Origin of the sequence: Pseudomonas sp. Gutcm_11s, from assembly GCF_028649395.1 — a bacterium.
GTDB lineage: Bacteria > Pseudomonadota > Gammaproteobacteria > Pseudomonadales > Pseudomonadaceae > Aquipseudomonas.
In genome coordinates this window covers 85,754-98,223 of the sequence record NZ_JAQSUW010000011.1, presented here as the reverse complement: position 1 = coordinate 98,223, position 12,470 = coordinate 85,754, and the positions used below count along the sequence as shown (strand labels likewise).

Here is a 12,470-nt window from a genome sequence, read left to right as displayed (position 1 = left end):
AGTATGCCGGCTCAGGCTAGCCAGGGATTGGCGCGCAGGTGCGCGGCCTCGAATGCGCGGATCTGCTCGGTGCGCCGCAGGGTGCTGCCGATGGCATCCAGCCCCAGCAGCAGGGCCTGCTTGCGTAGCGGGTCGATGTCGAAATGGATGATCGCGCCGTCGCCGAGCAGCACCTGCTGCGCCTGCAGATCGACGCTGATCGCCGCGTTGGCCGGGTCGCTGACGATGCGCCCGAGGTGCTGCAACTCCGCCTCTCGCAGCTGAATCAGCAACACGCCGTTGCGCTGGCAGTTGTCGAAGAAGATGCCGGCGAAGCTGGTGCCGATCAGCGCGCGAAAGCCCAGCTGTTTCAGGCCCCACACAGCATGTTCGCGGCTGGAGCCACAGCCGAAGTTGGGCCCGACCACCAGGAAGCTGGCGCGACTCCACGGCGTTTGGTTGAGCACGAAACCAGGGTTGGCACTGCCGTCCTCGAGAAAGCGCAGATCGAAGAACAGGCCACGGTCCAGGCCATTGCGATCGATGCCCTTGAGGAACTGCTTGGGCATGATCACGTCGGTGTCGACGTTGGCCGCCAGCATCGGCGCGGCGATACCGCTGACATGGGTGAACGGCTGCATCTCAGCTCTCCAGGGACAGGCTGCGGACATCGGTGAGATGGCCGCTGATGGCGGCCGCGGCGACCATCGCCGGGCTCATCAGGTGGGTGCGCGCACCAGCGCCCTGGCGGCCCTCGAAATTGCGGTTGGTGCTGGAGGCGCAGCGGTCGCCCGGCGCCAGCACGTCATCGTTCATCGCCAGGCACATCGAGCAGCCGGACTGCCGCCATTCGAAGCCGGCCTGGCGGAAGATCTGCGCCAGCCCTTCGGCTTCGGCCTGCTCGCGCACCAGGGTCGAGCCGGGCACGATCATCGCCCGCACATGGCTGGCCACACTGCGCCCACGCACGATTCGCGCGGCGTCACGCAAGTCCTCGATGCGCGCGTTGGTGCAGGAGCCGATGAAAGCGTGGCTGATGCGGATCGCCGCCAGCCGTTCGCCGGGCTGCAGGCCCATGTAGCGCAGGGCGCGCTGCAGGTCCTGGCGGCGGATCGGGTCGCCCTCCTCCTGCGGGTCCGGCACGCATGCGCCGATGGGCGCCGCCTGGTCGGGGCTGGTGCCCCAGGTGACCATCGGCTGCAGCACAGCGGCGTCCAGCTCTACCTCCGCGTCGTAGTGCGCACCGGGATCGCTGCTCAGCTCGCGCCAGCTGGCCACGGCCTGTTCCCAGAGCGGGCCTTGCGGCACGCGCGGCTTGTCCTTGAGGTAGGCGAAGACCTTGTCGTCGGGCGCCATGAAGGCGCCGCGGGCGCCGGCCTCCACCGCCATGTTGCAGATGGTCATGCGCGCCTCGACGCTCAGCGCCTCGATGGTCTCGCCGCAGAACTCGATGGCGTAGCCGGTGGCGCCGGCCGCGCCGATGCGCTGGATCAGCGCCATGATGATGTCCTTGGACGTCACCCCGGCGCCGAGTTCGCCGCGCACCGTCACGCGCATACTGCGCAGCTTCTTGTAGACCAGGGTCTGGGTGGCCAGCAGGTGCTCGATTTCCGAGGTGCCGATGCCGAAGCCGAAGGCGCCCAGCGCGCCGTAGGTGGTGGTGTGGCTGTCACCGGCGGCGACCATCATGCCGGGCAGGATGAAGCCCTGCTCGGGCGCCACCACGTGCTCGATGCCCTGACGCTTGTCCAGCACATCGAACAGCTCCAGACCGAAGTCGCGGCAGTTCTGCTCGAAGTAGGAGACCTGCCGCGCGCCGCCGGCATCCGGCATGGCGGCGATGCGCTCGGGCGCCGTGGGGTTCACATGGTCGACCACGCACAGCGTGGCGGCCGGGCGCCACACGCTGCGCCCGGCTTCGCGCAGGCCGCTGAAGGCCTGCGGGCTGGTGTATTCGTTGGCGACCTGGCGGTCGATGTACAGCAGCACATGGCCGTGGTCGTCGAGGGTGCAGACGGTGTGGGCGTCGATGTGCTTGTCGTAGAGCGTTCGGGGGCGGTTCATCACGGCTCTCGCGCGGGTCGTTGGGAATCGCGGGCGTGGTACCCGCTGTCGCCATGGCCGCGGATGGCGGCCATGGCGACACGAGGACGATCAGGCCGCCGTGCGGGCGAGTTCCTCGGCCAGCACGTAGCCCCACTGCGCGCCGTGCATGTCGCGATCGGCCAGCGAGCCCTGTACCACCGGGCGCGGCAGGCTGATCTTGATGACGTTGAGCAGGGCCAGGTGGAAGGTGCGCACCTGGCTGGCGTCGCTGTGGAAGATCGCCGCCATCGACTCGGCGCCCAGCAGCGGTTCGGCGCACAGGCGGCTGTAGGTTTCGCCGTCAGCGCAGAAGATGTCGAAGGTCAGCCAGAAAGGGCCGGCGCTTTTCGAGCGGATTTCGTATCCCTGAGACTGGATCATGGTCAGGCTCCTGTAACGGTGAAGTCGAAACGGTACGGCGCCAGCGGGTCGCCGATGACCATCACGTGGTTGAGGACGAATTCGTAGACCAGGCCGCGATCCATCGAGGCCGGCGACAACGGGAAGGCGTGGGTCGGCAGGTCTTTGTCGTCGGGCAGCGGGAAATGCAGCATGTAGGGGTTGAGCAGGGCCAGAATGTCCTGGGTGTGCGAAGCGTCCGGGCAGGTGGCGATGGCCAGCACGCCGATTTCCGTCGGGGCGCTGGCGTGCGGCTCCAGCTCGCCGAGAGCGGAGTTCTTGCCGATGGCGCGGAACTGCAGGTCGTACTGCGCCGGGCCGATGCCGAGATTCTTCTCGATGCGCGCCCGCATGGCGCCGTCCAGCATCTGCAGCCACTCGTCGAAGCGGGCGATGTACTCCGGCCCACGCACCACGCTGAGCAGCACCGACTGATGGCCGGCCGGGGCCGCGCCTTCGAGCTTGACGGTATAGCGCTCGTGCGGCTCCCACACGGAACCCTCGACGCGCACGCGGCGCTCGTCCAGCGCGTGGTAGCGCGCTGCTTCGACGTTGAGCGCACCACCCGGCTCGGTCAGCAGGTTGGGGTTGCTGTTCTCGTAGAGCATGTGCGCCATCACCGATTGCGGGGTCAGGCGCGCCTGCGGACCGATGGCGGTGATGGTGAAGCCGGTGGCATCGATCTCGGCCATGACCATCGCATCGAGCGGCGTGGTGGTGCACTGCGCGCCGCATTCCATGGTCTTGCCGGCGTGCCAGGACGGCCCGGCCGGCGCGCCGCGCATGATCGGCAGGCAGGCCAGCACGGCGGTATCGGTGGCACGCCCGGCGACGATGATGTCCGCGCCTTGCTCCAGCGCATGAATGAACGGCTCGACCCCCATCACCGCAACGATGTGCGAGCAGCGCTCGACCAGCGTCTCGTCGATCGGGCGCACGGGGTTGAGCGGCAGTACACGGCCATCGGCCAGCGCCTGCACCACTGTGGCGTGCTGCTGCTCGCCATAGATGGCGGCGACCTTGACGTTCTGCCCCAGCTCGGCGGCCACCTCCAGGCAGACGCTACGCAGCAGATCGACACCCGAGTCGGAGCCGCAGGTGCCGCTACTGCCGACGATCAGCGGAATGCCCAGCTCGGCGCGGGCCTTCATGTAGACGCGCAGCTCGTCGCGCAGCACGGCTGCCGAGCCCTTGGTGCTGCCGGTGCCGAGGTAGTGCGGGCCGGAGTCGGTCGAGCCGCCGTCCATCGCGATCACGTCCGGCTTTTCCAGCAGGGCCCGCTCGAAGAGGTCCAGTCGTACCCCGGAACCGATGCAGCCGGTGGGGACGAGCACTTTTATACTTTTTTCCATGGTCATTCCTCGGTTGGAAGTGCGCCGCGTCCGTCGGCGATAACACAGGACGCTGGCGGCGTGTCGCCATTCAGCACTGCGACTACGCACTGCGCGGCGATCAGGTTGGTGCGCTGCAACCCTTCATGGGTCGAGGCACCGCTGTGCGGGGTGGCCACTACGTTCGGCAAGGCGAGCAGCGCCTCGGTGGTGGCGCGGTAGGTTGGGTCGGTCTCGCTGAGAAACACGTCCAGGCCGGCGCCGGCGATGGCGCCATCGAGCAGTGCCTCGAGCAGCGCGCGGTCATCGACCAGGCCGCCACGGGCGGTATTGATCAGTACGGCGCTGGGCTTCATGCGATTGAGCGCTGGTGCGTCGATGAGCAGGCGGGTGTCCTCGTTCAGCGGCGCGTGCAGGCTCACGTAGTCGCTCTCGGCCAGCAGGGTGTCGAGGTCGACGTACTGCACGCCGGCCTCGCGGCCGTAGCTCCAGTCCGGGTTCGGCGAATAGGCCAGTACCTGCGCCTCGAAGCCGGCCAGGCGCTTGACCACGCCGCGGCCGATGCGCCCGAGGCCGACTATGCCGACGGTCTTGCGATACAGGTCGCGGCCGAGGGCAATGCCCCAGTCGCCCTGGAGCATGCGTGCCTTGGCTTCGCCCAGGCGCCCCAGGGCCAGCATCATGGCAATGGCGTGGTCGGCGACGCTGGCATCGTTGCCGCCGACCGCGATGGTCGCGACCTTGCCGCTGGCCTGTACGGCGTCGACGCTCACCCGCTCGTAGCCGACGCCACGCCGGGCAATCACCTGCAGACGCGGCAACTGCTCCAGCAGCTGCGCCGTGACCCAGGCGTGGCCGACGATCCAGGCATCGGCATCGGCCAGCAGTGCCAGCAGTTGCGCCTCGTCGAGGTCGCCATCGCCCTGCCCCTGGGCCAGCTCTGCGATCCTCACCTCGCAGCCCTGGCCCTGCAGGTAGGCGATGCTCTCGGGGTCGAAGAAGCGCTGGGTCACCAGCACCTTGCGTGGGAGTTGTGTGTTCATGCGATCTCTCACCTCCGGCTGCGCGGCCCGGTTGCACCGCGCGCCACTGTTCTTGCGGCAAGCCGCTGCCCTTCCCCCTGATCGTGATGATCGGAGGCGTGGTCATTCGTGGAATCGGGGCTGGCTAGATGATCGCGCCGGTCGCCAGCGCCGACAGAATCAGCACCGCCGAGCAGCCCAGCGCCCAGGCCAGGCCATAGCGCTGCAGCTCACCCATGTCGCGCTTGAGCAACCCGGCCAGCAGGTAGGGCGCGGCGATCAGCGGGCTCAGCGCATGCACCGGCTGGCCCAGCACCGAGGCGCGGGCGATGTGCAGCGGGTCCACGCCGTATTGCCCGGCGGCGCCGTTGAGGATCGGCAGGATGCCGTAGAAGAAGGCGTCGTTGGACATGAAGAAGGTGAAGGGAATCGCCGCCAGCGAGGTGATCACACTCATGTACGGCCCGGAGTTCTCCGGCACCACGTCGAGGAAGGCCTGGGACATGGCATCGACCATGCCCGATCCGGTGAGGATGCCGGTGAAGGCGCCGGCGGCGAAGATCAGCGCCACCACGTTGAGCACGTTCTCCGAGTGCGCGGCAATGCGTTCCTTCTGCTCCGCCAGGCGCGGGTAGTTGATCACCAGGGCCAGCGCCAGGGCGATCATCATCAGCACCGGCAGCGGACCGAGCCCCATGCCCATGCTCGCCACCAGGCCCAGGGTCAGCGCCAGGTTGACCCAGAACAGGTGCGGACGGTGGCTGTCCTTGGCCTTGCGCTCCAGCTCAGGCGCCGCCGTGTCGGCCTGCCCCGGCTCCCAGCCGAGGCGCCGGCGCTCGCGCTGGCCCAGCCACCAGGCCGCAGCGAAGGCATAGACCAGGCCGATCAACATGGCCGGGATCAGGCCGACGAACACATCCATGGCATCCACGTGCAGCGCACTGGCGGCCCGTGCGGTCGGCCCGCCCCAGGGCACGATGTTGATCACCGTGTTGGTCAGCAGCAGCATCACCGCCAGGATCAGCGGGTTCATGCCCAGGCGCAGGTACACCGGCAGGAAGGCGGTGACCACCACCAGCACAGTGGTCGCGCCATCGCCATCCAGCGAGATGACGGTGGACAGCGCAGCAGTGCCGAGGGTGATGCGCAGCGGGTCGTTGCCGACCCAGCGGATGATGCGCTTCACCGCCGGCTCGAACAGGCCGGCGTCGAACATCACCGCGAAGTACAGCAGCGCAAACATCAGCATCATCGCCGTCGGCGTGACCTTGATGACGCCATCCAGCACCATTTCGCCCATCTGCGAACCAAGGCCCAGCGCCAGCGCGAACGCCACCGGCACCAGGATCAGCGCGACGATGGCCGACAAGCGCCGCGTCATGATCAGCAACATGAACACCGAGACCATCGCGAATCCAACCCAAGCCATTCTGTTGTCCTTGTTGTTAAAAGAATCAGGTAGGAGTGCAGCCTTCAGCCGGTCGGGATACCGCCACAGGTGCACGATGGACGCAAAGTACACATTGATTTTTTATACGTAAATCTGTATTTTTTTTGTACACCAATTCAATCGAACAGCCAGGAAATGCCGACCTTCACCCCGAGCTGGCCGGCATCGCCCTCCGCCAGCGGGCTGTCGGTAAGACAATCCGGCAGGTGCCGGTAGCTGGCCTCGCCGCTCAGCAGCCAGCGCTCGCCAACCGGCCTGGACACTCCCAGCGCCAGCTCGGGCACCACCGCGCTGCCCGGACGATAGCGTGCCACGCCGCGCGCTTCCTCATCGCTCAGGGTGCCGTAGTAATAGTCGGCCAGCTTGTCCGACAGATAGCTGACCTTCAGCGCCGGCGTCACCCTCGCCCCGGCCACGTCCATCGGATAGCCATACTCCAGGGCCAGCTCGTAACCCTCGCTGGCGCCACTGACATCGGCCTTGGCCGTGGCCTGCAGCTCGCCGAAGGCAAACTCCCAGCTGGCGCGCAGGCCGAGGTCGATGCCGTCGTCACGATCCTCCAGGAGATCGCGATCGATACCGTTCTCGGCCAGCTCGGAGCGGCCGAAGTCATCGGCATCGATACCATCGAAGCGCCCTGAGACGATCGCATCCAGGCCGAAACCATCGCGCTCGATCAGGTGCACACCACCGGTCAGCCCCTGCAGGAACAGGCGCTCGCCCTGGTAACGCACCAGCGGCACCGGCGACACGGAGTTATCCGCCCCCGCATAGGGGCTCTGCGAGTAGGACAGCCCCAGGCCGATGGACTGCAGCCCCGGGGTGGAATCCGCCTGAGCGACATGGGGCAACAGAACGGAGGGCAACACGGACACGGCAAGACACAGCGATTTCATGGAAAAGCCTCTGGCATGAGAGTGGAGCACGAGCTGAAAGCGCCGACATAGACGCCTTCCAGCAATGATTTACAGGAATGTAAACAGTCGACTAACATCGGTAAATCTGTACTCAGAACGTCCACATGAAGGCCGCCATGCCCAACCAAGATGAGCTGTACCTCTCCGCCGAGGAAGCCGCCGGGCTGCTCGGCGTCAACCTGCCGACCCTGTATGCCTACGTGGGGCGCAAGAACATCCGCTCGGTGAAGATCGAGGGCTCGCGCAAGCGCCGCTACTGGGCGGCCGACATCCAGCGCCTGGTCAAGGGCAGCAAGAGCGGCGATGCCACGACGAGCAAGCGCGGCAATCCGGACTCGCACAGCTCGCTGACCCTGCTCACCGAGGACGGTCTGTACTACCGCGGCCGAGACATCCACGAGCTGGTGGAAAAGGCCTCGGTGGAGGAAGTGGCGGAGATGTTCTGGCAGGTGCCAGGAGCCTTCGGCGATTCGCTGCCGCACATGCCGCCCGGCGTGCCGCAACTGCTGGAGCTGTTCGGCCACACCACGGTGATCGAGAAGGCCATCGCCCTGTTCCCGCTGGTGGAGCGGGAGAACCCCAAGGCCTTCGACCTGTCGCCCGAGGGCTATGCGCGTACCGGTGCCGACGTGGTGCGCTGGTTCGCCGCGCTGGTGGTCGGCGCCGCCGCGCCGGACCCGCGCCCGCTGCACGAATTCATCGCGGCCTCCTGCGGCATGGACCAGCGCTTCGCCGACCTGATCCGGCGCATGCTGATCCTCAGCATCGACCATGAACTGGACCACTCCACCTACAGCGTGCGCGCCGCGGCGAACACCGGCGTCACACCCTACTACGCCGCCATCACCGGCCTGGCCACGGCCCGTGGCCGGCGCATCGCCTATGGCCGCAACGAGACGGTCAGCCACCTGCTGGACGACATCTGCAACGCCAAGGACCCGGCCGAACCGATCCTCCAGCACTACAGCCAGGGCGGCGACATCCCCGGCTTCTGCGCCAACGTGCACAGCGTCGCCGACCCGCGCGCCCTCAGCCTCAAGGCCACGCTGGATAGCATGTTCGCCGACGACCCGGAGTACCTGCGCCTGCTCAAGGCGATGAAGGTGGCCGAGGAACTGGTGCAACGCCCGGTGGAGTTCATCCTGCTGGTCAGCTTCGTCGGTCGCAAACTCAACCTGGGCGGCCAGGAACTGGCGCTCGCCGCCGTCGCCCGCCTGATCGGCTGGATCGCCCACGCCAGCGAGCAGTACAACCAGCAGCCGCTGGTTCGTCACCGCGCCCGCTACACCGGCGCCCTGCCCGGCTGACCCCGCGCTGGCGCGCCGCAAGGGCCGCCAGCCACCCTCCTCCCTCTTCCCCCGCCGAGCCGTACCCCTTCCGGGTATGGCCGCATCACGCATGCACAAAAACCGTACAGATTTACATGTCAGTCACACATGTATAGCGTCTTATTGAGCTCAATTCATACATATGTACATAAATAATACATATGTCTTTGAGCCCAAAGCCTAGGGATGCCGGGAACAGCGCTAGCTGCCGCCCTCATCGAAAACAAGAAAAGGTGAAGAGACGTGAAACGAACCATCAAGCGGCCCGGCATACCCGGCGCAGCCGTTCTGGCAATGGCGACGGCGGGCTACATGTCCGGTGCTCAAGCAGTGAATTTCAATATCGGCGAAGTGGAAGGCCAGCTCGACTCGGCACTGTCCATCGGTGCCAGCTGGGCGGTGCGCGCGCCGGACCCGGACTTCATCGCCCAGGGCAACGGTGGCAAGGGTGACTCGCGCACCTCCGACGACGCACGCCTGAACTTCAAGAAGGGCGAGACCTTCTCGAAGATCTTCAAGGGCATCCACGACCTCGAGCTGAAGTACCGCAACTCCGGCGTGTTCCTGCGCGGCAAGTACTGGTACGACTTCGAACTGAAGGACGAGAGTCGCCTGCTCTACGACATCCGCGACGACAACCGCAAACGCGGCGCCCAGTCGTCCGGCGTGGAGCTGCTCGATGCCTTCGCCTACCACAACTACGACCTCGCCGAACTGCCCGGCTCGGTACGCGTTGGCAAGCAGGTGGTGAGCTGGGGCGGCAGTACCTTCATCAGCGGCGGCATCAACAGCATCAACCCGCTGGACGCCAACGCCCTGCGTCGTCCGGGTTCCGAGCTGAAGGAAGGCCTGCTGCCGGTCAACATGCTCTACCTGCAGCAGGCGCTGGCCGAAGACGTCAGCCTGGAAACCTTCTACCAGCTGGAGTGGGACCAGACCGTCGCCGACAACTGCGGCACCTTCTTCGCCAGCTCGGACATCGTCGCCGACGGCTGCTATGACCGCTACGTGGTGCGCGGCGCGGACATCGAGCCCGGCCAGTCCGACAACAGCGGCCTCAACGGCAACACCATCTACATGCCACGCGGCGGCGATCACGATGCCCGCGACAGCGGCCAGTTCGGCGTCGCCCTGCGCTGGTTCGTGCCGGAGCTGAACGATACGGAAATCAGCGCCTACTACCTCAACTACCACAGCCGCACCCCCGTGGGCAGCTCGGTGATCAGCAGCGCGCCCAACCCGTTCGCGGCCCCCGGCTTCGGCGCCGCCAGCGCGCAGTACTTCCTCGAGTACCCCGAGGACATCCGCCTCTACGGTCTGAGCTTCAACACCACCCTGGGCACCGCCTCCATCGAGGGTGAGCTGAGCCACCGGCCGAACATGCCGCTGGCCTTCGACGACCTGACCTACGCCACCCTGCGCCTGGCCCCGGTAGTGCCGAGCGTGATCCCGAACTCCGGCATCCCCGGTGACGTGATCCACGGCTACGTCCGCGTGCCGATGACCCAGGCGCAGATGAGCGTGGTGCAGACCTTCGACCAGGTGCTCGGCGCCAGCCGCCTGAACCTGATCGGCGAGGTCGGCTACACCCACCTCAACGGCATCAGCGAGGGTGACTACGGTGAGTACCGCTTCGGCCGGGCGAGCCACTTCGGCCCGGGCGAATACTTCGACAACGACGGCAACGACCTGTGCAGCACGCTGCTCAGCGGCCGCCCGGAGTACTGCAACGACGACGGCTTCTTCACCCGCAACTCCTGGGGTTATCGCCTGCGCGCCGGCCTCACCTACAACGGCGTGATCGGCGGCCTGGATCTCAGCCCGAGCCTGGCCTGGTCGCACGACGTGGACGGCTACGGCCCGACCTTCACCGAGGGCAGCAAGGCCGTGAGCATCGGTCTCAGCGCCAAGTACCTGTCCAACTACGAAGCCAGCATCAGTTACACCGACTACTTCGGCGGCGACTACACCACCAACGGTGACCGCGACTTCATCAGCGCCAGCATCGGCGTGACGTTCTGAGGATGCACCACATGAACCGACCCACCCTCTTCTCGCGCTGCGCGCTGTCGCTGTGCCTGCCGCTGCTGCTCAACACCGCCCATGCCGCCGTGGACGCGGCGCAGGCCGCCAAGCTGGGCGCCGACCTCACTCCGGTTGGCGCCGAGCGCGCCGGCAACGCTGCCGGCAGCATTCCCGAATGGACCGGCGGCCTGCCCAAGGATGCCGGCAAGGTCACCGACGGCTTCCGTGCCGACCCCTTCGCCAGCGAAGCGCCGTTGTTCACCATCACCGCGCAGAACCTTGACCAGTACCGGGAGCAACTGAGTCCGGGGCAACAGGCACTGTTCGCCCGCTACGCCAGCACCTACAAGATTCCTGTGTACCCCACCCATCGCAGCGTCGCCTGGCCGCAGAAGGCCTACGAAGTGGCGCGCCGCAACGCCACCACCACGCAGACGGTGGAAGGCGGCAACGGCCTGGAAAACTATGCCAGCCCGCTGGCCTTCCCCATTCCACAGAACGGCCTGGAAGTGCTGTGGAACCACATCACCCGCTACCGCGGCGGCAGCTTCACCCGTGAGACCACGGCCTTCATGACCACTCCGGGCGGCGACTACTCGTGGAAGACCGAGCGCGATCGCCTGGCCTACAGCGAGGAGCTGCTGGACTACGACCCAAGCAAGTCGAAGAACATCCTCTACTACTTCACCTCCGAGAACATCGCGCCGGCGCGTGATGTCGGCGGCGTGCTGCTGGTCCACGAGACCCTAAACCAGGTGAAGGAACCGCGCATGGCCTGGCAGTACAACTCCGGCCAGCGCCGGGTACGCCGCGCCCCGCAGGTCGCCTATGACAGCCCCGGCCCGGGCAACCTGCGCACCACCGACCAGACCGACATGTTCAACGGCTCGCCGGATCGTTACGACTGGCAACTGGTCGGCAAGCGCGAGATGTACGTGCCCTACAACAGCTTCCGCCTGGCCGACCCGGCCAACAGCTACGACGAGCTGATCACCCCGGGCCACCTCAACCAGGACAAGACCCGCTACGAGCTGCACCGGGTCTGGGAGATCATCGGCACGCTGAAGGAAGGCCAGCGCCACGTCTATTCCAAGCGCCACCTGTTCATCGACGAAGACAGCTGGACCATCGTCGAAGCTGACCACTATGACGCCCGCGGCAACCTGTGGCGCGTCTCGGAGAACCACATCCTGCCGCTGTACGACGTGCAGACGCAGATCTCCGCGGGCGAGCTGACCTACGACCTGATCTCCGGCCGCTACCTGGCGAACTACATGTTCAACAAGGTGAACAACGCCTACCAGTTCGGCCTCAAGGCCAAGACCGGCGACTTCACTCCTGCCGCCCTGCGTGCCATCGGCATTCGCTGATTTACAGGCTGGACAGATTGGCCTCCATGCATCTCTAGCGCTCCCTGCCATCGACGCAAGTTAGAGATATTTGCCGCCCTGTGGGGCGGCTTTTTTATGCGCGTGGATATCAACGGGATGCCAGGCTGCAGCAGGCAACCAGCCAATGGCTGCCATCACTGCGGCGCGTCTAATGGCCCAGGGCAATCACGAGAATATCGCGAGCAAAGAAAAAGCCCCGTGATTCAACGAATCACGGGGCTTTCGATATGGCGGGAAGATAGGGATTTGAACGATATCTACTGCACGCACAGACCGCTCTGGTCCTAACTACCCCTAGCAGTTCCTGGGGCTTCTGGGGATTGGCGTTCTACAGCGGTCTCGATTTTGCCCCCAGAATTTGCCCCCAACGAGATGGGGACAAATTCTGGGGCAGGTAGCGCCTAGGGAGATACATGCACACCAAGTGAAGGCAGCTTAGGCTGCCGAAACAGACGGCACCGTAATAAAAGCCCCCTATCAATCAGCCAACGGCCGCTTCCGGCCGATAGCTGCCGGTCGCGACAGGCCAATCAAGACAGGGAG

The 12,470-nt window shown here is 66.0% G+C and carries 10 protein-coding genes; 3 read left to right on the top strand and 7 right to left on the bottom strand.

Features of this window, described 5'->3' with window-relative positions; genetic code table 11:
* Positions 1-11: 11 nt before the first annotated feature.
* From leuD to PTT45_RS07260, 7 genes are all read right to left on the bottom strand, one after another.
* Positions 12-620 carry a 3-isopropylmalate dehydratase small subunit gene (gene leuD, locus PTT45_RS07290; RefSeq protein ID WP_273812385.1) on the bottom strand — a complete coding sequence of 203 codons (609 nt, stop codon included), beginning with the start codon at positions 618-620 and terminating at the stop codon, positions 12-14.
* Position 621: 1 nt separating this feature from the next.
* Positions 622-2,043 (bottom strand): 3-isopropylmalate dehydratase large subunit, encoded by a 1,422-nt coding sequence (leuC, locus tag PTT45_RS07285; RefSeq protein WP_273812384.1) that lies wholly within the window; start codon positions 2,041-2,043, stop codon positions 622-624.
* Between the two features lie 90 nt (positions 2,044-2,133).
* Entirely contained in the window at positions 2,134-2,445 is a 312-nt protein-coding gene (locus PTT45_RS07280; protein ID WP_273812383.1) for a DUF4387 family protein, read from the bottom strand.
* Between the two features lie 2 nt (positions 2,446-2,447).
* On the bottom strand, positions 2,448-3,815 hold the full coding sequence (locus PTT45_RS07275; protein ID WP_273812382.1) for an acyclic terpene utilization AtuA family protein: 1,368 nt from the start codon (positions 3,813-3,815) through the stop codon (positions 2,448-2,450).
* Positions 3,816-3,817: 2 nt separating this feature from the next.
* On the bottom strand, positions 3,818-4,837 hold the full coding sequence (locus PTT45_RS07270; protein WP_273812380.1) for a phosphoglycerate dehydrogenase: 1,020 nt from the start codon (positions 4,835-4,837) through the stop codon (positions 3,818-3,820).
* Positions 4,838-4,961: 124 nt separating this feature from the next.
* On the bottom strand, positions 4,962-6,245 hold the full coding sequence (locus tag PTT45_RS07265) for a CitMHS family transporter (protein ID WP_273812379.1): 1,284 nt from the start codon (positions 6,243-6,245) through the stop codon (positions 4,962-4,964).
* A 137-nt stretch (positions 6,246-6,382) separates the two neighbouring features.
* The gene (locus PTT45_RS07260) at positions 6,383-7,162 is read right to left on the bottom strand and encodes a MipA/OmpV family protein (RefSeq protein WP_273812377.1); all 780 of its coding nucleotides are present in this window, start codon (positions 7,160-7,162) and stop codon (positions 6,383-6,385) included.
* 137 nt (positions 7,163-7,299) lie between these two features.
* Between PTT45_RS07260 and PTT45_RS07255 the strand changes: the two genes are divergently transcribed.
* The 3 genes from PTT45_RS07255 to PTT45_RS07245 all read left to right on the top strand — a co-directional run bounded on the left by PTT45_RS07255 (position 7,300) and on the right by PTT45_RS07245 (position 11,906).
* Positions 7,300-8,490: a citrate synthase gene (locus PTT45_RS07255; protein WP_273812376.1), complete on the top strand. Its 1,191-nt coding sequence runs from the start codon at positions 7,300-7,302 to the stop codon at positions 8,488-8,490.
* Between the two features lie 309 nt (positions 8,491-8,799).
* The gene (locus tag PTT45_RS07250; RefSeq protein ID WP_337961737.1) at positions 8,800-10,533 is read left to right on the top strand and encodes a DUF1302 domain-containing protein; all 1,734 of its coding nucleotides are present in this window, start codon (positions 8,800-8,802) and stop codon (positions 10,531-10,533) included.
* Positions 10,534-10,544: 11 nt separating this feature from the next.
* Positions 10,545-11,906, top strand: coding sequence for a DUF1329 domain-containing protein (locus PTT45_RS07245; protein ID WP_273812375.1), 1,362 nt, complete (start codon positions 10,545-10,547; stop codon positions 11,904-11,906).
* The last annotated feature ends 564 nt before the right edge of the window (positions 11,907-12,470 follow it).